We start from the raw sequence: 21,362 nt of genomic DNA on the forward strand, positions 1-21,362 counted from the left end.
CCCTTACTTTTTAAAATTTGCCTTGCATTCCTCGATCGCCTGCACCAGCAGCTTCTCCGTTTCGTCGGAAATCTCCTTCGTCTCATCGATTGCTTTCGGTATCTCCGGATATTTGGTCTGCACCAGCTCAAACAGCGCATCCTGGAACGACAGAATATCCTCCACTGCAACATCCAGCAGATACTTCTTTGTCGCCGCATAGATAATCATGATCTGGTAGGCAACCGGCATCGGCTGGTACTGCGTCTGCTTCAGGATCTCCTTGATGCGTTCTCCCTGCGCCAGCTTTTCCTTCGTGTCTGCATCCAGCTCGGAACCGAACTGCGAGAACGCAGCCAGCTCGCGGTACTGTGCCAGCTCGACACGGATCGGAGCGGCGATCTTCTTCATCGCCTTGATCTGCGCTGCGCCGCCTACACGGGATACGGAAAGACCGGCGTTTACAGCCGGACGGAAGCCCGCGTTAAACATCTCTGTTTCCAGATAAATCTGACCGTCCGTGATGGAAATAACGTTTGTCGGAATGTATGCGGATACATCGCCCGCCTGCGTCTCGATGATCGGGAGCGCCGTCAGGGAACCGCCGCCCAATTCATCCGAGAGCTTCGCCGCACGCTCCAGCAGTCTGGAGTGCAGGTAGAAAACATCGCCCGGATATGCCTCACGGCCTGGCGGACGTCTCAGAAGCAGGGACAGGGTACGGTAAGCCGCCGCATGCTTGGACAGGTCATCGTAGATGATCAGCACGTCGTCGCCGTTTTCCATCCATTCCTCGCCGATCGCGCAGCCGCTGTACGGCGCGATATACTGGAGAGGCGCCAGCTCGCTGGCAGTGGAGGCAACGACGGTCGTGTAATCCATCGCCCCGTATTCTTCTAAGGTTTTTACAATATTGGCAACGGTAGAGGATTTCTGACCGATCGCCACATAAATACATTTTACGCCCTGCCCCTTCTGATTGATGATCGTATCAATCGCGATGGCAGTTTTTCCGGTCTGTCTGTCACCAATGATCAGCTCACGCTGGCCGCGTCCGATCGGTACCATGGAGTCGATCGCCTTGATACCTGTCTGCAGCGGCGTGTCCACGGATTTTCTGGTGATAACGCCGGGAGCCACACGCTCGATTTCCCTTGTCTTGCTGGAAGGGATGGGACCCTTTCCGTCAATCGGATGGCCGAGCGCGTTGACAACTCTTCCGAGCATACCATCGCCCACCGGCACGGAAACCACGCGTCCGGTCGTCTTTACCGTGTCGCCCTCGCTGATGCTTGACGCATCGCTGAGCAGTACGGCGCCGACATTGTCCTCTTCCAGGTTGAGCACCATACCCTCGACCTCTCCCGGAAATTCCAGAAGCTCGCCCTGCATCGCGCTCTCAAGACCATGGATACGGGCAATCCCGTCCGACACCTGCATGACCGTTCCCACATTTGAAACAGACATTTTGGAGGAATATTTCTTTATCTCGTCCTTAATTACAGAACTGATTTCCTCTGGTCTTAAATTCATGAGGTTTGCATCCTTTCTATATTATTCCTGCCCGCATTTCTGCGGTTCCAGTGACGTTCTCTGAAGCCTGCGGACAACGTCCGTCAGCTTGCTGCGGATACTGCTGTCCACCACGGTGTCGCCGATGCGGATAACCAGTCCGCCGATCAGCGCCGGATCGACGTCGTATGTCATCTCCATCTCCACATACCCGGTAGTTTCAAGCAGCTTCTTTCTGATCCGCTCTTTCCATTCTTCGGAAAGCTCCATCGGCGAGGTGACTTGCGCCCTGCCGATTTTTTTGTATTCCTTTACTCTTGCCACGATATAGTCCAGTATGGCATCCAGCTCGCCGCACCGCTGTTTGTTCACAATGATGCGCAGAAAGCCTGTCAGATTATCGCTGACGCGGCCTTTAAAAATCTTTTCCACCAGATTCAGCTTTTCTTCTTTTCCGATATCCGGATTTCGCAGAACCCGGGCAAGCTCCGGATTTTCTTCAAATGCCTTCCGGACGGCAAGCACCTCCTGCATCATGGCATCCACACTGTTTTCCTCTACGGAAAGGTCGAACAGGGCATCGCCATATGTCTTGGATACTAACTTTGCCATGTATCATCACCTATTTCCTTTAAGGTTTCTTCCATGAGGGATTCCTGCACACTCGTATCGATGGATGCAGCAACCACTTTACCTGCCATGAGCGAAGCAATGGAAATCATTTCTTTCTTCATATCGTCTGCAGCCTTCTTTTTGTCCAGCTCGATCTGCGCCTGCGCCCGCGCGATGATGCGCGCCGCCTCTTCATTCGCCTGCGCTTTGATGTCCTCCGCATTTTGGAGCGCCTTCTGTCTCGCCTGACTTAAGATCTCGTCTGCTTCTTTATTGATATTTTTAATTCTGGCGTCGTAGTCTTCCTTCAGCAGCTTTGCCTGCTCCTTGTCCGCCTGCGCTGTGTCAATGTCGTTCTTAATCCTTTCCTGACGCTTTTTCAGAAAATCCCTTGCCGGGTTGAAAAGCAGATAGGATAAAAGGGTATACATTACCAGCATGGCAAGCATCAAAAGCACGGTATCCGCCAGAAGCTGCGGGTCCAGATTAAATAATCTCTCCAAGGTTTCGCCTCCCTTCTGCTCGTTTTACTCGCAGAACCGCTTCGCGATGCACACGGGCTTCGCCCGGCGCCGCATGTCTCGGGTTTCTCCCTTCCGTTCGAAACTCCTCGCGGAACTACGGCAGTGTTTTTTCTATTTCCTGCCTACTCGCTTTTTACTCGCACTCTTTTACAGTTTTCCGAGCAGCGGGTTTGCGAACAGCAGAATGAACGCGATCGCAAGACCGTACAGACCGGTTGTCTCGGCAACAGCCTGTCCAAGAAGCATGGTGGAGGTGATGTCTGATTTCGCGCCCGGATTTCTTCCAACGGCGTTTGCACCGTAACCTGCTGCGATACCCTGTCCGATACCAGGACCAACGCCGGCGATCATTGCCAGACCTGCTCCGATTGCAGAACACGCTAAAATTAAACCTTCGTTTGTAATCATTTCTTATTTCCTCCTGTTTAAAATATTTTGAAATTAGTTTTCTCCCGGCATCTTGTCTCTGGTAAATACCATCGTCAGCATACAGAATACGTATGTCTGGATCGCTCCGGAGAACACATCAAAGTAGATATGCAGAATACCCGGCCAGCCGACTGCGAATTTTGTGAGCAGCTGATAGATCAGTGACATCATAACAGTGCCCGACAGAATGTTTCCAAAAAGACGCAGGGACAGTGAAAACGGTACTGCTATCTCACCGATCAGATTGATTGGGAACAGAAGCGGCAGCGGCTGAAACAGCCCTGTAAAGGCGCCGACTTTGTTGTACTTGATATTATTGTACTGAATGATCCCAAACGTGATCAGACCGAGCGGCAACGTCACGCCGTAGTCTGCGGTAGGCGGCCGCAGCCCGAAAAGACCGGAAATGTTGCTGACAAAGATGAATAAAAACAGCGCGCTGATATAGTTGACAAATTTCCCGGCGTATTTGCCCATACTGCCCTCAACCATCTTATCCAGCATTTCCACGATCAGCTCCACCACATTCTGGAAACCGCCCGGAATCTCCTCCGCGCGCTTTATCCTGCGGTTCGCCGCGACAGCAAAAATCAGAAGCACCGCCATCACGATGAGGACGCTGACATGTGTCGTGGTAATCCAGAGCTCCTGCCCGAACAGCTCGTATTTGATGAGACCGTGTACCATAAAGTCCACATCGCCTCCGCCTGCCAGCAGAAACCCTCCGCTAAAACCAGCACTTTCCACATTCTCACCTTCTTTCCTTCATAATGGTAGCGTCCTTACGATCTTCCTTTCCGCCCGCAAGCCGGTGGATCAGCGGCTGTGTATATGCCCCCAGCTTCAGCGTGAGCAGTCCCAGAAACACCGCGATGATATCTCCGTGAAGCCGCCACACCAGCACCACCAGGACCATTGCCGCCACGGTCCGCAGAACAACGCCCTTTTTCATGTGCTTCGAAGCATCCTCCTGCGTAAGCTCCAGAGAATCCTCCACAAACCGGCACATGTGAAACGCCATTCCCACGGCTCCGAGAACTCCGGCAAAAAGACTCAGAAAAAATGCTGTTTTCGAATCTGCAAACCAGACAAGCGCCAGAGCAAGCAGCAGTCCCCACAGCAGGATCCCGCCGGTCAGCTCCTTCAGCGTCGGATGCAGATTGCCCAGAAATTTCTTAATCCGTTCCATTGCCGTCATCCTTCTTTCCGGATTTTCCATCCTTCGGCACCAGCTCCTTTACGAGCATCCAGGTATTGCGGCAGCCTGCCAGGATTCCAAGGATCAGAAGCGGCAGTACCGTATGCCAGCCAAAGCGCTCGTCGAGCCAGGTTCCTATAAAGACGCATAAAATAACAGGGGCGAGCATGCTGATGCCTATCTGAGTGATCATTGCGATGTTCCGGTATACATCCTTCTTGAAATTCATACATACCCTCCCTCGTTCATTTGGTTTTCATTCTAATGCATCTTGAGCAAAATGTCCAGTAAAGTTTAAAATTTCACATAGATAATTTGCCGCTGTTATCTGAAAATTGTGCATTTTGTTGTATTTGTTCGTTTTTCTTTAGACAAAACAGCGTTTTATCCTTCCGTCCGCTCATCCTGCAGCTCTCTCCAGATTTCGATGATGAGCATCAGGCTGACAGGTCCCAGCGCAACCCCGGCGACGCCGTACACGCAAATTCCGATGTACACGGCAGCCACCATCGCGATCGGATAAATTCCCATGCGGTCGCCGATCAGCTTCGGCTCCAGAAATTCGCGCAGGGTGTTTGTAACCAGAAAGAGAAGTACCAGACAAACGCCGAACCAGAATTTTCCGGTAAACATCTGAAACGCGCCCCAGGGTATCAGGATCGTCCCGGTCCCGATGAAGGGAAGCGCATCTAAAAGCCCGATGACGATCCCCATCAGCAGCGCATATGGATAGCCAAGAAGCGTCAGCCCCAGCACACAGATGACCGTAACGATGAAAATGATCAAAAGCTGCGCGCGGATCCAGGCTCCGCCCAGCGACATCATCGCCGCATTGATCCTGCGCGCCCGCTCGTAGACGCCGTATTTTTTCAGCACCTCGCCTAGCTTTTCATAGTCCTTCAGGATCAGCATATAGGACACAAATACGATCAGCACCACGCCCAACCATTCCAGCACAGACATCAGATAGGAAAGCGAATTTTTCAGCACGCCCGGCACCGCATAGGTCTGGATGCGCTGCTCCACAACCACCATGTTGTCGTATATAAAGCTTTCCACCGCCTGCGCATGGATGCCGGTGTTTTTCTCCACAGCGCTGCAGCATACCTTCATCAGATGCTCCGCCTTCTGCATATAGGAATCAAAGTTTGCCGCCAGATTGCATATCTGCCGGATCAGACTGCTTCCGAGCAGATACAGCGCGATTCCGGCAGCTCCCGTAAGCAGCACCAGCAAGATGCCGCCCGCCGTCACCTTTTTCAGATGCAGCCTTCGTTCCAGGAAAACCGCTCCCGGCATCAGAAAGCGCACCAGTACCCAGGCGATGAAAAAAGGAATCACAACCGGCAGTATGTATTTCATTCCAAGAAATACTGCAAGTGCGATCCCCGTCAATTTTACAATGTCCTTATATGATCTGCGCATACTGTTCTCCAGAAGGTTTTAGTGGACGGCAGCTTTCTCTGCCGTCTGCTATAGTATGCGCACAATCCTTTCGATTTATTTATCGTTTTCCGCGAGAAGCTTTTCCTTCAGCGTCCGCAGAACGCCGTCCTCCTGGTAAGAGGGCGCCTCGTATTTTGCAGCTGCCTTCAGAGCCGGATGCGCGTTCGCCACCGCATAGCTCTCCCCCGCCTGCTTTATCATGCCGATGTCGTTGCAGTTGTCGCCAAACGCCATCGTCTCCTCCATCGTGATGCCAAGCTTTTCCTGCAGGGCGCGCAGCGCGATGCCCTTGTCCGCCGCTCTGTCCATGCAGTCTATCCAGAAGGTACCCGCCTTCACCACATTAAGCGTATCCCCAAATCTTTCCTGCAGCTCTTTTTCCAGCTTCTCCGGCGCTTCCTGCTGATAGATAGCGATTTTATTTGTTTTCCGGCAGTATGGAATCAGATCCGGCACCGCCTCTGTCTGAATGTGGAGCGATCTCAGCCCTTTCAGAAATTCCTCGCTCGGCGATTCCGTGTAAAGCTTCTCCGGCGTCGAAAGAATAATCTCCGTGACGCCGAGGCTGCGAAGATATCTGACCATTGCCTCCGCTGTCTCTGGCGGAATATAGGTCACGGAAACGATCTCCTCATTTTTCAGCACGCAGGAACCATTTTCGGTGATGAAGTAAATGTCTTCTGCGATCGCATCGAACAGGTACCGCATACTGCTGTAATGCCGTCCGCTCGCCGCCGCAAAAAGGATTCCCTTTTCCTGCAGTCTGCGGATAACCCCGTAAATATCCTCATTCAGTTCGTTTGTCCCCTCCGGGACCAGTGTCCCGTCAATATCGGACGCCGCAAGTTTTATCATCCTACATTTCTCCTTCTGCTGTCAGTTTTTCCAAAAATCCCATCCCTATGCGGGAATACATTCGCAAAAATCTCTATCTCTCATTCCGGACAATGAGCCTGCACGACCGCCGGGAATCCGACCGGCTGACAGGAAAATTCCATTTCTTTTCCAGTCGTCGGATGGGTAAACACCAGCCTGCTTGCGCAGAGCGCGATCTGTTCCCCGCGCTGCGCAAGCGGATTATACTTTGCATCCCCGTAAAGCGGCGCGCCGCTCTCCGCCATCTGCACGCGGATCTGATGATGCCGCCCGGTATGCAGATTTATTTTCACAAGCGCGCGACCTTCCGTCTCCGCAAGCACCCGGTAGTTCAGCTCCGCCCGCTTCGCGCCCGGTGTCTTTTGGGGAACCGCACGCGAACAATTCCCTGACGGTTCTTTTTTTAAATAATGTATCAGCGTTCCTTCCGTCTGCGGCAGCCTTCCGCAGACAACCGCAAGATACTCCTTCTTCATCCTTCCGTCCTGTACCTGAGCGCTTAACTTCGCCGCCGCAGACGGCGTTTTCGCAAAAACAACCAGGCCCTGCACCGGCTGGTCGAGGCGATGCACCACCCCAACATACGGATTTGCCTTTTCGTATTTTTCCATCAGATACGTGCGCACCATGCTCTCCAGATCCATGCGCCCGAAGGACGCATTCTGCACTGCAAGTCCCGCGGGCTTTCTGCAGACAAGAAGCTGTTTGTCCTCATATATAATATCCGGCATAAAATCTCCTAAGTATACCCTCATTTTCTGCCGGGACGTAAGCTCCCGACACTCAAATCCCGGTGATATAAAAAAGCGCTGCCGCAGTTGACTTTGCAATCAATCGTGCGACAGCTTCTTTTTTACGCTAGTAGGAATTACTCTGTCATTTATAATTTAACAACGTTAGCTGCCTGCATTCCGCGAGCGCCTTCTGTCAAATCGTAAGAAACAGCCTGACCTTCTTCCAGAGATTTGAATCCTTCACCCTGGATAGCTGAGAAATGTACGAATACATCTGCTCCGTCTTCGCCTGTGATAAATCCATAACCCTTTTCTGCGTTGAACCACTTAACTGTACCCTTGTTCATTTCGGTACCTCCATAAAATAAATAAAAAATTGTAGAATGTAGCTACATCTGCATTATATGCCGAGGTGGATACCCTTGTCAAGGAATTTTTTGGCTAAAGAGTTACTATTCGCAGCCGATGTGGCTATACAGTCAGGCTCGTCATGCCTGCATGTAAGAGACTGGTTGTATAGCCGCATTAAGTCTGCGAAGCAGACACTCCGCCCACATAAGCAGTCTTAGCTCCTCAAGGAGCGGGACTGGAGCCTCAAAGAGGCGACACTGCGCCGTAGATCTCCATCGGCACATAGGCGCGCACGTAGATGCCATCCGCGCGGTATTCCTCCTCCAGAAGCTGCCCGTGCTTGCGGATGAGCTGGATCAGTCCGGCGTTATTGTAAGAATACAGGCGCTCGATCAGCACGTTTCGCTCATTTAAAATTTCTTCGAGGAGCGCCTTCAGTTCCTCCAGATTTGCCCCGTATTTCGCGGACACCGGCAGCACATGATCCGCCCGGCGGTCGCGCAGCGCTTCCTCCGGCAATGTTTTGTCCTGCTTGTTGAACAGTGTGATGACCGTCTTACCGGAAACACCGAGATTTTTCAATGTCTCGTAAACTACAAGCATCTGCTGCTCCGCCTGCGGGTTGGAGGCGTCCACCACATGCAGGATGATATCGGCATATTTCGCCTCCTCCAATGTGCTTCGGAACGCGTCGATCAGATGATGCGGCAGCTTTCGGATAAAGCCGACCGTGTCCGTCAGCAGCATTTCCTGTCCGGACGGAAGCTCCAGCACGCGCGTGGTCGGATCGAGCGTCGCAAACAGCTTGTCCTCCTCCAGCACCTGCGCGCCGGTAAGCGTGTTTAAAAGCGTCGATTTTCCCGCATTGGTGTAGCCGACGATCGCTGCTACCGGCGTCTGCTGACGGCTCCGTCTGCTTCTTGTAACCTCGCGGTGACGCTTCACCTCCGCCAGTTCGCGGTTTAACTGCGCGATGCGGTCCTTGATCAGACGGCGGTCCATCTCCAGCTTTTTCTCACCGGGACCTCTGGTGCCGATCCCGCCGCCGAGACGGGACAGGGAATTGCGCAGTCCCACCAGTCGCGCCTGGCGGTACTTTAGCTGCGCCAGCTCCACCTGGATCTTGCCCTCGCTGGTAGAGGCGCGCGCCGCAAAAATATCCAAAATAATCAGCGTCCGATCCATCACTTTCATATCCAGCTCCTGCTGCAGATTGTGAAGCTGGGCAGGCGAAAGTTCGTCGTCGCAGATCACTGCGTCTGCCTCCAGCGCGTATGCCATCTCTTTTACTTCCTCTATTTTTCCTTTTCCGATGTAGGTGCCCGGATGGATCTGTTCGCGGTTCTGGATCATCTTTCCGACCGTAACCGCGCCCGCCGTCTTCGCAAGCTCCTCCAGCTCTGCCAGCGACTGTTCCGTATCGTCGTTCTCCGTCACGCTGACACCAAGTAAAATGACCCTTTCTTCAGGTGTTTCGATTTCAAATCCTGTCATGAAACGCTCCTTATCTTGTACTGAGAAAATCGTATTCTTTCTTTCCTTTGGCATCGTCTGGATACAGCTCCATGAACTGTGCCGCGATTGCTTTTGCCGTCTCAAAGTCATGCTTGCGCTCATACGCGACGATTTCATTATAGAGAAGATCGCGCTTTGCGCTCTCGCTTCCCTCCAGCGCAAGCCCGGTTTCCGCAGCCGATACCGCCGCGTCGTAGTTTTTATCCGCAAGCTCGCACAGCACAATGCCATTGTAAGCCGCAGCTTCCTCGCCGTACTCCGCAATATACTGCTGATACACATTGCGCGCATGAACACTGTCATCCAGCGCAAGATATACCTCTCCCATCAGCATCATCGCCTCTTTATGCTTTGCCTCGGCAGGCTTCGACAGCATTTCCTGGGCCTTTGCGTAATCGCCCAGATAAAAATAAATGCAGCCCTTCTGATAATAGTCTTCCATATCTTCGTTTGGAATATTTAACGCTTTCTGCAAATATTCATCTCCGACCGCTGACTGGCTCTGCTCCTCATACTGTTTATAGATATCCAAAAACAGCCCGTAATCCTCCGGCGTCAGCAGCGATACCGCGTCAAAATCTGCCTTTGCCAGCTCCGTCTCGCCAAGCTTTAGGAAAGCCGCGCCGCGCATATAATATGCGTCTGCGTTTTCGCCAAGCTCCAGAATCCGGCTGCAGGTGTTTTTTACCCCTTCAAAATCTTCTGTCTTAAACTGGCAGGCCGCCTCGTAAAGACTAATGTCGGTTTTCGTCTCCGGCATTTTTTCATCGCAGAGATTATACGCATTTTCAAACGCAGTGATCGCATTCTGATAATCCGCCTGCTCCATATAGCTGATGCCCTCATTGCGCGCAAGCTCCACCTCAGAAGGTCCCTTATCTCTGCATCCGGCGAGCAGCACACACATCGAAAGTACCGCCGCCAGTTTATAAAAACGAATTCTCATCGCTGATTCCTCCCCTGCTGCATTTTCTGATATCCCTGTTCTCTCCGGCTTCCGGATCTGCATACCGGAAACCTGCAGGACCTGCCGCCGGCAGCTCCCTTCGGATGCATAACAGTAAAAATGACTGCCGCAGTTTCCTGTGACAGCCATATCATACCATATTTTCCGCTTCTTTCAAACCCTTTTATTTTACCCTCGTGGCTTTACTGCGAGGTATTTTACTTTCCGCGGGCACGCTCAAATTCATCAAGAATGGATTTATCCGGCGCCGGGGTAAGAAGACTTACCACAATAATCGCAGCAAGCGCTACCAGGAATGCCGGAAGCAGCTCATAGATATTCCAGGCGCCGCCAAGCGGACGCACAAGATACTTCCACACAAAAATCATCACGCCGCCTGCTATCATTCCTGCAAGCGCGCCGTATTTGTTGGAACGCTTCCAGAACAGCGCCGCAAGCACTACCGGACCGAAGGAAGCGCCGAAGCCCGCCCACGCAAAGGATACGATGCCAAACACAGAGCTATTCGGATCTTTCGCCAGAAAAACACCGATCACCGCGATCGCAAGAAGCGTAATCCGCGCCGCCAGCATTCCGCTTTTGTCACCTTTTCCCAGACGCTCTCCGAGAAGGTCAGAGGACACTGCCGAAGATGCTGCCAGGAGCTGCGAGTCCGCCGTAGACATGGTAGACGCCAGGATTCCCGCGAGGATAACGCCCGCCAGCAACGCCGGGATCACACCATACTGACTGAGCAGATCCGCAATTTTTACAATAATCGTCTCGGAATTGGAGCCTTCCAGAACCTCCAGCGCGCCGACCTTGCTCATCGTATACCCGATAATTCCAATAGCAACGCCGACCGTAAGGGAAATAACCACCCAGATACTTGCCACTCTGCGGGACAGGGACAATTTGTTTTCATCCTCGATCGCCATAAAGCGGAGCAGAATGTGCGGCATTCCAAAATAGCCAAGCCCCCACGCCAGCATGGAAAAAATCGTGATGGTTCCGTAGGGAGCCGCCGTCTGTGTGACCGGATCGTAGGTCTGCGTGAAGGACAGATAACCAGGCAGTGCTCTTGCATTCTCTGCAACCGCGCCGAAACCGCCTGCCACACTCACGCCAAATACAAGAACGACAACCAGCGCAATGGACATAATAATGCTCTGCATAAAGTCTGTGGTGGATGCCGCAAGAAAACCGCCGAGCATAGTATATCCCACGATAACGACGGCACTGACCACCATCGCCGTGAAGTAATCCACGCCAAACAGACTGGAAAACAGCTTTCCGCATGCCGCAAAGCCGGAGGCTGTGTACGGAATAAAGAAAATAACAATAATAATTGCGGAGATCATCAGCAGCGCACTTTTATCGTGGTAACGATTCTTAAAAAACTGCGGCAGCGTGATAGAGTTTCCTGCTATATGAGAGTAACGGCGCAAACGCTTTGCTACTACAAGCCAGTTGACATATGTACCAATTGCCAGCCCGATCGCTGTCCAGCCAGCGTCCGCAACGCCGGTGAGATACGCAACGCCCGGCAGCCCCATCAGCAGCCAGCTGCTCATATCCGACGCCTCGGCGCTCATCGCTGTGACAAATGGACCTAACTTTCTTCCGCCCAGATAAAAGTCATCCGTGTTTTTGTTCTGCTTCGAACAGCGATAGCCTATGTAAAGAACCATCGCCAGATACGCGACTATCGCAATCAAAATGCAAATTTTCGCTGTTGTCATAATCTTTCTCCTCCCTCCGGCAGCCGCCCGGCTGCCTATATTTTGAGAGTATAACACAGCGTTTCTTGTACCGCAAGCGGAACGAAGTTTAGACTAAATTCTATACTATTTTTCTGACTATCTTTATTTTTCCCTTTGTTTAAAGCATTTTTTGACAAGACGAAATTAAAAATATTTGTTATACGAAATTGTATTTTTTGTGATACACGCCCAAAGCGACTGGCTGCGGCTATTTTCCCGTAAGCCTTCCGGGTATCCCAAGCTCCTTCATCAGCTTTCTGCGGTAAGCCTGATCCTCCGCTGCCCTCTGCAGATCTTCTGTGCGTCCGCTCTCCAGCAAAGCACTTACCAGATTTCCCATAAGCGTTTCGCCTCGTCTGATGCCGCGCCTCTCGCCACGCTTTTCTCCACGCCTTTCTCCACGTTTTTCACCAAGCTTTTCCCGTGCTGCAAATTCCTCTTCCAATTTCTCCGCATATATTTCCTCGTATAATTCCTTCAGCGCCTCACACATTTCTTCCTCCTTCATTCTCTCCCGGTTTGCGCGAATGATAATGTCCATCATGGACTGATAATCCGCAGAATCCCTGTGCTTTTCGTAATCTCTGAGTACCATTTTAAGCTCTCCGGCATCCAAATCTCCCCGCAGGACGTACAACCACAGATATTTTTCCGGATTCAGCCTGCGGCTGACAATAATCTGTATCGGAAATCGGCTGCCTTCCAAATAATAAATTCCCGCATCTTCCTTTTTCACCCGGATACCATACTGTTTTGCCAGGTGACGTACCAGTTTTACCGGATAACTGCTGCACACAAAGGTAATGGTAACCTCTGCCGGGTCAATTTCCAGTACCCGCCGCGCATCTCCTATAAAAAAGCACGCATAACCGCATACCTTATAAAAGTCATTACAATTTAATTTATCTGAAGGTCCTTTATATTCTACTACTACAATGTATTTATGGTTAATACCCCTTACAGCCAGTAAGGAATTACCCATCTTGTTGCTTAAGCTGTTAGAATGAGTAAGGCAATAGGTCTGGCCACCTTCTACTAGGACTTTACGTCCGTAATTTAGTCAGCCAACCAGCCCTCATTCGCAGCATTCGTTTTACGCAGGTTGAACCCACAGGCGTTCGTGTGATACCCAGTAGATTGAACAGGCAATGAGTAAATCTGGTATTGACCATTGCTGATTCATTGTAAAGGAGTATCCATTATGAACGCTGTTGGTATTGATGTTTCCAAAGGCAAGAGCACTGTTACCATCCGCAGGCCTGGCGACGTTGTCCTGATGCCTCCCCGCGACATTCCCCATACACAGTCCGCTATCAACGGACTGATCGGGCAGATAAAGGAGCTTGACGGGGAGACGAAGGTCTGCATGGAGCACACCGGAAGGTACTACGAGCCGGTCGCCATGTGGCTTTCTGACGCCGGTATCTTTGTTAGCGCCGTAAACCCCATTCTCATCAGGAACTTCGGGGATGATTCCCTGCGCACTCCAAAGACCGACAAAGCGGATTCCAAAAAAATCGCACGCTATACTCTTGACCGCTGGGCAAAACTGAAGCAATATGGAATCATGGATAAAACACGCAACCAATTAAAAACCATGAACCGACAGTTCGGCTTCTATATGGCACAGAAAACTGCCATGAAAAACAATCTTATTGCCCTGCTTGACCAGACTTATCCGGGTGCTAATGACTTCTTTGACAGCCCTGCGCGCAGCGATGGCAGCCAGAAATGGGTGGATTTTGTCCATACCTACTGGCATGTGGACTGTGTCCGCTCCAGGTCGCCGGAAGCCTTCAAAAAGCATTACCAGAACTGGTGCAAACGCAAAGGTTATAATTTCAGCGCACAGAAAGCGGAAAATATCTACCATGCCTCTTCTGACCTGATCGCCGTATTTCCAAAAGATGACAACACAAAAATGCTCATCTGGCAGGCTGTGGCAATGCTTAATACTGCTTCCCGGACAGTAGAATCCCTCCGTCTGGAAATGGATAAGGCTGCTTCCGCGCTGCCGGAATATCCGGTTGTTCTGGCTATGGATGGTGTCGGGCCTACCCTCGGTCCCCAGCTCATGTCTGAGATCGGGGATGTGACACGGTTTACACACCGCGGGGCTCTGACTGCTTTTGCCGGCGTTGACCCCGGAAAGGATGATTCCGGGCAGCGCATCCGTAAAAGTGTGCCTACCACAAAGAAAGGCTCGCCGTATCTGCGCAAAACCCTGTTCCAGATCATGGACGGGCTCATCAAACGTTCCCCTGCTGACGATCCCGTTTACGCCTTTATGGATAAAAAACGGGCGCAGGGCAAACCTTATTACGTCTACATGACCGCTGGTGCGAACAAATTTCTCCGTATTTATTACGGGCGGGTAAAGGAATATCTTGCCTCACTGCCCCAGACATCCGACACGGAGGCGGAGAAGGATGGAATATAAAACATATCCCTGCGAGGTAAATTTCAGATATCTCGTCCTCAAAGGCGTGCCTGTTGTGGCTGGTTTTTTCTCCGAGAAAGACGCGGCGGATTATGCCCTGTCCATTGGAGGAACCGTCATAAAAGCGAACGAAAATCCACGCAATGCCGGAAGGATACCGAAATTCTCTGACCGCGAGAAAGATGCTATCAGAGAATGTATCGCACAAGGAATTCCCATGCGTCGTATTGCCCGGGAATTCCGATGTTCTGTAGGCTATGTTCAAAAATTAAAATGTGAACATCCCTTATAGGTGGCACAATATATGGCTTCCTTTTTTCTTAAGCCAGCGTAAACCGGTGGCTTAACGTTTATGCCCTAATTTCAACCTGTATAAAATTTTCAAAGTTCATCAATTTCTGCTTGACTTTTTATTTGCAGACTATATTGTGTTTTCTGAAAATCCTTCCGATGCTATTTTGCATCTCATTTTTCTGATCGTTCTTCGTAATCAGAACATCAATCTGTCTGGGTTTCGTCCCCAGATTATATTCCCTTTGTATCTGCAGGCTGCACTGCTCTTTTTCCTCCATTGCTTTTAAAGCTGCGAAAAAAGCCGGGTGCCACTGCAGCGCTCTCTTCCGTCCCATTTACGTGCTCCCTTTCGTCTCTGTTTCTCTGAGGGCGGCACGCTTCCGTTCTGCGCTCCTGCATCCCCCACAGCTGTATGTTCATTCCTGTAATAATGGCGAGATGCCAGAACTGTTACAAATGTTTTAGAGTTATTTTGATGATATCATATTCTTTTTGAAGTGTCAATTATATTTTATGACAATTAAAATTCTTTTCATATTTCTCTTTTTGATTATAATCCCATTTATCCGGCAACACACCGGACAGGACCAGGTGAACCGGAAAGAGTACGGCGCCTCTATACATTCCGTCCCGGTTTACACCCGAAAATCCGCCAGCAGCATCGGAAGCATCCTCTGCGAATAGCTGCGCAAAGAGTATTCGCCGCCCGATATGCACCAATCGTAAAGGAAGGAGCGCTCGCAGAGCGCATAAATTTTTACAATTTCTCCCGCCGAAACATCCGAACGGAGTTCTCCCCGTTCCTGCCCCTCCGATATGATCTGGCGAAGCAGCCGGTAATACAGACGATTGCGGTCAAGCAGCGATTTTTCACCGCGCGTAATGAGCTGCGTTGACAAAAGCCTCGCCAGCAGGTCAATGGAAATGCTGTCCTCTATCATCGTGAACAATTCATTATTTAAGTAAATCAGCTTTTCAAAGCTGCCCATGCTGTCATCCATCTGATCCAGCAGCTCCTCGTATTTTTCGTCAAACAGGTATGCCAGCGTGCTTAAAAGAGCGTCCTTGCCGCTGAAGTAATGATAGAAGGAGCCTTTCGAGGTCTGTGCTGCCCGGATAATTTCATCAACTGTGGTATCCTCATACCCCTGCTCATAGAAAAGCTTCCATGCCGCCGCTATGATTTTTCCTTTCGTGTTTCTCGTCTGTGTCTTTCGCATAATATCCCCCGTCTCTTTCTTTTCATTATGCCAAAAATCGGCGCAATGTCAATCATCTTCACGCCCGGATTGACATTTTCTTTTTTCGATGCATAACAAAAACAGGGCATATGGTGTTTGCAAAATCGGAACCACTGCAGGTCACTCCCATTTACTATATAAAAAGCAGTTCCGGAGCAACTCTCCGGAACCGCCTTTTTTACTTCTTCTGCAGGTATACCGCCACCGCTTTCCAGTTTCCCTGCGGACGGTAATGCAGCTTCCCATCTTTTACCAGCACCGTTTCCGGTGTGTCAGAATAAATATCCGCCACATGCTGCGGCGCGCCCTCCGGCAGCGCCAACTCGATTTCCTGCGGATAAGCTCCGCCGAAGGTATGGATCAAGGCATAAGCGTCTCCGTTCCGGCCCACACGCACGATGCCCTGCCAGCCCTCCGGATGGCGGATACGCGCGATCTGCGGGCTGAGGTGATAGGTCTGCCCATGTTTGATGATCGGCGCAATTTTGCGGTAAAACGCCATGCCGCGCCCGATAACCTCCCACTGCTCTTCGTTTAAATCTGCGACGTCCCCGGAAATACACATCCTGCCAAGGAAGGTATTCGCTACGGAGTAGGCAATTCGCTTTAAGCTATCGCTCTCACGGATGACCGCCCATATCTGGCTCTGGCGCGGAAGGATCGCCCGATGCAGATTTGCCGCAATGATCGGAATCTCCGCACACTCGTGCGCGTCGGAGAAGGAAGACATCGCCGTTGCCGCCAGAAAGCCCGGTTCGAGGCGGTGTCCGCCGGACGCGCAGTTTTCCAGGATGATGCCCGGCACTTCCCGCTTCACCTCTTCAAAGAACGCCATCGTCTCTTCCATGTTCCGGCGCAGTCCCTCTCCGAGAGAATCCTCGTGGTCGCATCCGATGCCGATCGTATCGTTGTAATCCACCTTCATGTATGCAAAATCATATTTTTTCAGCGTCCCGATCACGCGTTCCCGCAGATAATCCTTCACCCACGGATCGGACATATCCCAGAAACGGCGGCGGCTCGTTGTCAGCGGCGCTCCGTCCCGTTTCAGAAGGTGCTCTGTCTTGTGAAAAGCCTCGGACGCATGACCGACATTTTCAATCTCAAACCAGATACCGGGCCTCATGCCTGCCTCGCGGATCGCCGCGGTCGTTTTGCCAAGCCCCTCCGGGAAAAGCGTTTTTGACGGAATGTAGTCTCCCATACTGATATCCCACGGTACGCCGTCCGCCTTATACCAGCCGCAGTCGATCACGAAATATTCAAATCCTTTCCCCCTGATAGCGTTCAGGATCCTGCTGATATTTTCATGGGACGGGCATCCCCAGGTCGTGCAGTATTCATTAAACATGATCGGCAGACTCTGCTCACACTCCGGCGCCGCATCCGCCGCTTTTTCCCCCGCTTCCACAAGTCGCTGGCACAGATCATCAAGCAGCTCTGTATGCGCCGTCGTCAGGATCGCCGTCGGAGCCGAAAAGCTTTCGCCCGGACGAAGCGTTTTCATCCAGTGCCCAAACTCCCGGTCCGCAATTCCGCCGCTGACCGCAATGTTCTCATCAACGCGATAGATTTCCATCTGCCAGGACGCCGGGCAGGAAAGCTGCGCTCCCCAGAACACGTGATTTTGGGTATCCTCCACAGCGAGGAACGGGAAATAGTGATCCACCGGCATCGATCCGATCTGCCCGAAGCGCTCGCAGCGCACGGAATCCATGTTCCATGAGGTCTCCAGCTGAAGCTCCTCCATAGTCTGCGACAGCAGCCGTCCCTCCTGGCTCCAGCGCGACTGCAGCCGGTGTACGGTAATATCTCCGCTGCAATCCCCCGGCAGATACGGTGAGATCCCCGTGAGTGAAAAGCTTGAAAACAGCTCCAATGTAACCGCATGGTCGCTCTTATTTTCATACGTACAGTTCACGCGTATAAAACGGTCGCCCTCCTCCCAGCCTGCCGTATGGATCGCCTGACAGCCGCGCGCGTCCTCCAGCACCGTGTCTACGAAATGCTTCACGCCCTCTGACCTTAAAGTCTGCTCCTTTAAGGTCAGATTCATCGTGCTCTCAGAGCCGCGCAGCGTATTTCCCGGCGCATAACAGCCTTTATACATGTCCCCCGTCAGCTTTACCTGCACAAGCGGATCAAGCGCCGCCTTTTTTTCCGGATGCTCCGGCGCCGGAACAGATGCCGGATACAGTATCAGTCCGACATGTCTCTGCTCATCCGTCTCATAGCGCAGAACCATATCCCCGAAACGATATTCTTTCCTTCTTTCCATAACCTACCCTTTCACCGCTCCTACGGTCATTCCTTTGATAAAATATTTCTGCAGCGACATAAACAGAATCGCGATCGGCACTACCGATATGACGATTGCCGCCATCGCCGTCGTATAATCACTCGTCTGCGCAGAAAACAGCGAGGAAATTGCAACCGTCAGCGTCTTTAGCTGCTTTTTGCTGACATAGAGGCTTGCCAGCAGATAATCGTTCCAGATCTGAAATGCCTGCATAATAATCAGCGTTGCCATCGCCGGCTTCAGCAGCGGAAGCACGATAGAAAAATACGTGCGGTAAACGGAGCAGCCGTCTATGCGTGCCGATTCCTCCAGTTCGATCGGTACCGTGCTCATAAAGCTCGTCATCAGAAAGACGCCAAACGAAATTCCCGTCGCTATGTACATAAATATGATTCCGTATCTGGTATTTGTCAGGTTCAGCTTATAGCCGATCGTGTAAATCGGCAGGAACAGCGCCTGATACGGGATCAGAATGCCTACGATAAAGTAAACATAGCAGAATTTGAAAAATTTATGCCTGCACCGCGCGATCGCCCAGGCAGTCACGCCGCACAGAAGTGCAAGCACAAAAACGCTGATTGCCGTATACAGCAGCGTATTCACAAACGTCGTCTGCATATTCAGCTTGTCGAACGCTTTCACATAATTATCCAGATTCCACTCCTTCGGCAGCGCCAGCGGGCTCTCCAGATACAGCTCCTTTTTCGTCTTAAAAGAATAATTCAGGATAACAAATAATGGAAAAACATAAATGAGCGCAACAATTGTCATGATGATCTGCACGACCGGACTTCCTTTTTTCGTGCTGACCTCTTCCCGCTCTTTTTCCCTGCGCCCTGCGCGCGCGCCCTTTTTCATCGCTTCCGCGCTCTTTTTGCTCATACCTGCACCTCCTTCTTTCTGAGACCCTTCACCTGTATCATCGCAACCATCAGAAGCACAACAACCAGCGTGACCGTCATTGCAGAGCCGTAACCATACTGTCTGCCGTTAATTGCGGTCGTATAGGTCTGATAAATAATGGAGGTGGAGGCTCTTCCCGGACCTCCTTTTGTAGAAGATACCAGAAGGTCGTATACCTTCAGCGAACCGGTCGTGATACCGACCACGCAGATCGTGATCGCCGGAGCCAGCATCGGGATCGTCACATGGAAGAAGCGCTGCACCGCGTTCGCGCCGTCCACCTTTGCCGCCTCGTGCAGATCTCCCGGAACAGACTGAAGGCCCGCCAGATAGATCAGCATCCAGTAGCCTACCCACTGCCAGTTATTCGCGATCAGCAGACCGCCAAGCACCGTTTTGCTGTCTCCAAATAAAAGGAAGTTAATATTCGTTCCCAGCCACTCGTTGATCTCCGGCAGCACATTGGAAAACATTTTCAGCCAGATAAAACCAACGATGATCGCGCTGATCAGACACGGTACAAAAAGCGCCGTCCGGTATACCTTCTGCCAGCGGATACCGCTGTCAAGCGCAACCGCAAACAGCAGAGCCAGCACATTCTGGATAATCGTATTGCCGATAGTAAATTTGATCGTGAACCACCAGGCGTCTATAAATTCCTTATCCTTAAACAAGTTTACATAATTTTTCAATCCCACGAACGTTTTTTCCGCCGACATTCCATCCCAGCTCGTCACCGAATAACGCAGCGATAAAAACAGCGGAACGATCAGACCGATCGTAAAGATAATAAGTCCCGGAATTACCAGAACAAGATACTGGCGAAACAATTTTTTCTCCATAATTCCGTCCTTTCCTGGCACAAAAAGGGTTGCTGCAAAACTGCAGCAGCCCTTTTCATTCCATCACTGTTTAGTTTGCGCTGCTTGCATCCACTCTTGCATCGGAAGCCGCCAGTGCATCTTCAAAGGTTGCATCACCCTGCAGCCATGCTGCAATGTCTTTTGCGTTTTCTTCCTGGAAACCGCCCCATACGAGCTGGTTGTTTCCAAGCGTTACGTCAACGATCATTCCCTCGGAAGCATATTTGTCGATATCCTCCTGGCTCGGATTTGCAAAAGTCGGCGTTACGTCTTTGAGCATGGCAGCCGTCTTCGTATAATCATAGATCTCTACCGCCAGCTCCTTGTCTGTGGTCAGAACCTCCAGAACCTTGTTTACCGCATCCTGATGTTCTGTAGACGCGCTGGTCATAATCGTGATATTCGGCTCGAAGATCAGCTTGGAATCGCCCGTCTGGTTCGGGAACGGGAAGATACCAAAGTTGAAGTTTTCGTCGATATCAAGGAAATTCTGGATAGACCAGGAACCGGAAACCTTCATAGCCGCTTCGCCGAGCACCATCTTCGCATCGCAGTCTGTCTGCTCAAGGGAGAAGGTATTCTCAAAGGTGTTGTCGAAGATCAGCTTGTTATACTGATAAGCTGTCTGAGCCGCTTCGCTGTCTGAGAAGCTTACCTCGCCTGCGCGGAACTTATCACCCCAGGTCGGATCATTGTTAAATACGTCGTTCATCATAAACTGCATCGTTACGTTGCCGATCGACCAGGTATCTACCATATGGCTTGCAAACGGCGTGATTCCCTTTGCATTGCAGTCGTCGATGATCGCCTGAAGATCTTCCTGCGTTTTCGGCACTTCCCAGCCGTTTTCCGCAAACATATCTTTGTTATAGTAAACGCCCTGGTACAGTGCGTTGTAAACAAGTCCATACGTCTTTCCGTCAATTGTAACGTTCTCTCTCGCCGCGTCGAGACCTGCATCCAGATATTCCGCGCCGATCTCCGCCAGAATCCCCTGCGGCGCATAAGTAGCAACATCCTGTGCTTTTCCGATCATAATATCCGGAAGCCCGGACTGCATATACTGCTGCATCTTCGGCTGGAAGTCATTGCCCCAGTCAACACATTCCCATTCCAGCGTGATATTCGGGTACTTCTCCGCGAGCGCCTCGTCGATCATATCTTCGATTCCGGCGTCTGTCGTAGACTGCCCTGCCAGCACCGTCAGCGTGACCGGCTCGTCCTCTGCCGCCGCTGCAAGTCCAAGTGCGGAAACTGCTGCCGCCGTAAGCGCAAGTGTGTACCACATGTTCTTTTTCATAATGAAAGCCCTCCTTTTTTACATCTTTCCGATGTCCGTTTTTAAGATATCTCCATTATAGTCATTCCGAAAAAAGATCACTAGGACAAATCTGGAAAAAACAGTTGGCTCATTTTGAAATTTGTAGTTGCACAAGC

23 protein-coding genes are annotated in these 21,362 nt (G+C 51.2%); 2 read left to right on the top strand and 21 right to left on the bottom strand.

Going from position 1 to position 21,362, the window contains the following annotated elements:
- Window positions 1-3: 3 nt before the first annotated feature.
- From atpA to ACLU9Q_RS03425, 15 genes are all read right to left on the bottom strand, one after another.
- A complete protein-coding gene (gene atpA / locus ACLU9Q_RS03355; RefSeq protein ID WP_296837474.1) occupies window positions 4-1,512 on the bottom strand; it encodes a F0F1 ATP synthase subunit alpha in 1,509 nt (502 codons plus the stop codon).
- 21 nt (window positions 1,513-1,533) lie between these two features.
- A complete protein-coding gene (atpH, locus tag ACLU9Q_RS03360; RefSeq protein WP_296837471.1) occupies window positions 1,534-2,103 on the bottom strand; it encodes an ATP synthase F1 subunit delta in 570 nt (189 codons plus the stop codon).
- The gene (atpF, locus tag ACLU9Q_RS03365; RefSeq protein ID WP_296837467.1) at window positions 2,091-2,606 is read right to left on the bottom strand and encodes a F0F1 ATP synthase subunit B; all 516 of its coding nucleotides are present in this window, start codon (window positions 2,604-2,606) and stop codon (window positions 2,091-2,093) included. Before atpF ends, atpH begins: the two co-directional genes overlap by 13 nt.
- Before the next feature lie 168 nt (window positions 2,607-2,774).
- Window positions 2,775-3,035: an ATP synthase F0 subunit C gene (atpE, locus tag ACLU9Q_RS03370; protein WP_006860439.1), complete on the bottom strand. Its 261-nt coding sequence runs from the start codon at window positions 3,033-3,035 to the stop codon at window positions 2,775-2,777.
- A 33-nt stretch (window positions 3,036-3,068) separates the two neighbouring features.
- Window positions 3,069-3,743, bottom strand: coding sequence for a F0F1 ATP synthase subunit A (gene atpB / locus ACLU9Q_RS03375; protein ID WP_296837491.1), 675 nt, complete (start codon window positions 3,741-3,743; stop codon window positions 3,069-3,071).
- Window positions 3,744-3,807: 64 nt separating this feature from the next.
- Complete coding sequence (locus tag ACLU9Q_RS03380; protein WP_296837457.1) at window positions 3,808-4,245, bottom strand: ATP synthase subunit I; 438 nt, start codon at window positions 4,243-4,245, stop codon at window positions 3,808-3,810.
- On the bottom strand, window positions 4,232-4,483 hold the full coding sequence (locus ACLU9Q_RS03385; RefSeq protein ID WP_296837453.1) for an AtpZ/AtpI family protein: 252 nt from the start codon (window positions 4,481-4,483) through the stop codon (window positions 4,232-4,234). Before ACLU9Q_RS03385 ends, ACLU9Q_RS03380 begins: the two co-directional genes overlap by 14 nt.
- Window positions 4,484-4,638: 155 nt before the next feature.
- On the bottom strand, window positions 4,639-5,679 hold the full coding sequence (ytvI, locus tag ACLU9Q_RS03390) for a sporulation integral membrane protein YtvI (RefSeq protein ID WP_296837449.1): 1,041 nt from the start codon (window positions 5,677-5,679) through the stop codon (window positions 4,639-4,641).
- 75 nt (window positions 5,680-5,754) lie between these two features.
- Window positions 5,755-6,555, bottom strand: a complete 801-nt coding sequence (locus ACLU9Q_RS03395; RefSeq protein ID WP_296837446.1) for an HAD family hydrolase — start codon at window positions 6,553-6,555, stop codon at window positions 5,755-5,757.
- 80 nt (window positions 6,556-6,635) lie between these two features.
- Complete coding sequence (locus ACLU9Q_RS03400; protein ID WP_308594327.1) at window positions 6,636-7,307, bottom strand: RluA family pseudouridine synthase; 672 nt, start codon at window positions 7,305-7,307, stop codon at window positions 6,636-6,638.
- Between the two features lie 149 nt (window positions 7,308-7,456).
- Entirely contained in the window at window positions 7,457-7,657 is a 201-nt protein-coding gene (locus tag ACLU9Q_RS03405; protein ID WP_040781595.1) for a cold-shock protein, read from the bottom strand.
- Window positions 7,658-7,904: 247 nt separating this feature from the next.
- A complete protein-coding gene (hflX, locus tag ACLU9Q_RS03410) occupies window positions 7,905-9,155 on the bottom strand; it encodes a GTPase HflX (protein ID WP_296837435.1) in 1,251 nt (416 codons plus the stop codon).
- 10 nt (window positions 9,156-9,165) lie between these two features.
- Complete coding sequence (locus ACLU9Q_RS03415; protein WP_296837432.1) at window positions 9,166-10,122, bottom strand: tetratricopeptide repeat protein; 957 nt, start codon at window positions 10,120-10,122, stop codon at window positions 9,166-9,168.
- Between the two features lie 218 nt (window positions 10,123-10,340).
- The gene (locus tag ACLU9Q_RS03420; RefSeq protein WP_296837430.1) at window positions 10,341-11,864 is read right to left on the bottom strand and encodes a sodium/proline symporter; all 1,524 of its coding nucleotides are present in this window, start codon (window positions 11,862-11,864) and stop codon (window positions 10,341-10,343) included.
- A 229-nt stretch (window positions 11,865-12,093) separates the two neighbouring features.
- Window positions 12,094-12,867, bottom strand: coding sequence for a hypothetical protein (locus ACLU9Q_RS03425; RefSeq protein ID WP_296837427.1), 774 nt, complete (start codon window positions 12,865-12,867; stop codon window positions 12,094-12,096).
- A 219-nt stretch (window positions 12,868-13,086) separates the two neighbouring features.
- On the opposite strand from ACLU9Q_RS03425, the gene ACLU9Q_RS03430 reads away from it, so the two are divergent.
- Complete coding sequence (locus tag ACLU9Q_RS03430; protein ID WP_412624635.1) at window positions 13,087-14,325, top strand: IS110 family transposase; 1,239 nt, start codon at window positions 13,087-13,089, stop codon at window positions 14,323-14,325.
- The gene (locus ACLU9Q_RS03435; RefSeq protein ID WP_296928017.1) at window positions 14,315-14,617 is read left to right on the top strand and encodes a hypothetical protein; all 303 of its coding nucleotides are present in this window, start codon (window positions 14,315-14,317) and stop codon (window positions 14,615-14,617) included. Before ACLU9Q_RS03430 ends, ACLU9Q_RS03435 begins: the two co-directional genes overlap by 11 nt.
- A gap of 118 nt (window positions 14,618-14,735) precedes the next feature.
- Here the strand turns inward: ACLU9Q_RS03435 and ACLU9Q_RS03440 are convergent, their stop codons facing one another.
- From ACLU9Q_RS03440 to ACLU9Q_RS03465, 6 genes are all read right to left on the bottom strand, one after another.
- Window positions 14,736-14,954, bottom strand: a complete 219-nt coding sequence (locus ACLU9Q_RS03440) for a hypothetical protein (protein WP_296834475.1) — start codon at window positions 14,952-14,954, stop codon at window positions 14,736-14,738.
- A gap of 300 nt (window positions 14,955-15,254) precedes the next feature.
- On the bottom strand, window positions 15,255-15,839 hold the full coding sequence (locus ACLU9Q_RS03445; protein WP_296834473.1) for a TetR/AcrR family transcriptional regulator: 585 nt from the start codon (window positions 15,837-15,839) through the stop codon (window positions 15,255-15,257).
- A 199-nt stretch (window positions 15,840-16,038) separates the two neighbouring features.
- Window positions 16,039-18,138 carry a glycoside hydrolase family 36 protein gene (locus ACLU9Q_RS03450; protein WP_296834471.1) on the bottom strand — a complete coding sequence of 700 codons (2,100 nt, stop codon included), beginning with the start codon at window positions 18,136-18,138 and terminating at the stop codon, window positions 16,039-16,041.
- Between the two features lie 3 nt (window positions 18,139-18,141).
- A complete protein-coding gene (locus ACLU9Q_RS03455; RefSeq protein ID WP_296834470.1) occupies window positions 18,142-19,041 on the bottom strand; it encodes a carbohydrate ABC transporter permease in 900 nt (299 codons plus the stop codon).
- A complete protein-coding gene (locus tag ACLU9Q_RS03460; RefSeq protein WP_296834468.1) occupies window positions 19,038-19,904 on the bottom strand; it encodes a carbohydrate ABC transporter permease in 867 nt (288 codons plus the stop codon). The genes ACLU9Q_RS03455 and ACLU9Q_RS03460 overlap by 4 nt, the downstream gene beginning before the upstream one ends.
- Window positions 19,905-19,974: 70 nt before the next feature.
- Window positions 19,975-21,225: an ABC transporter substrate-binding protein gene (locus ACLU9Q_RS03465; RefSeq protein ID WP_296834466.1), complete on the bottom strand. Its 1,251-nt coding sequence runs from the start codon at window positions 21,223-21,225 to the stop codon at window positions 19,975-19,977.
- Window positions 21,226-21,362 lie beyond the last annotated feature (137 nt).

The organism is Marvinbryantia sp. (assembly GCF_047017445.1).
In the GTDB taxonomy this organism is placed as follows: Bacteria; Bacillota; Clostridia; order Lachnospirales; family Lachnospiraceae; genus Marvinbryantia.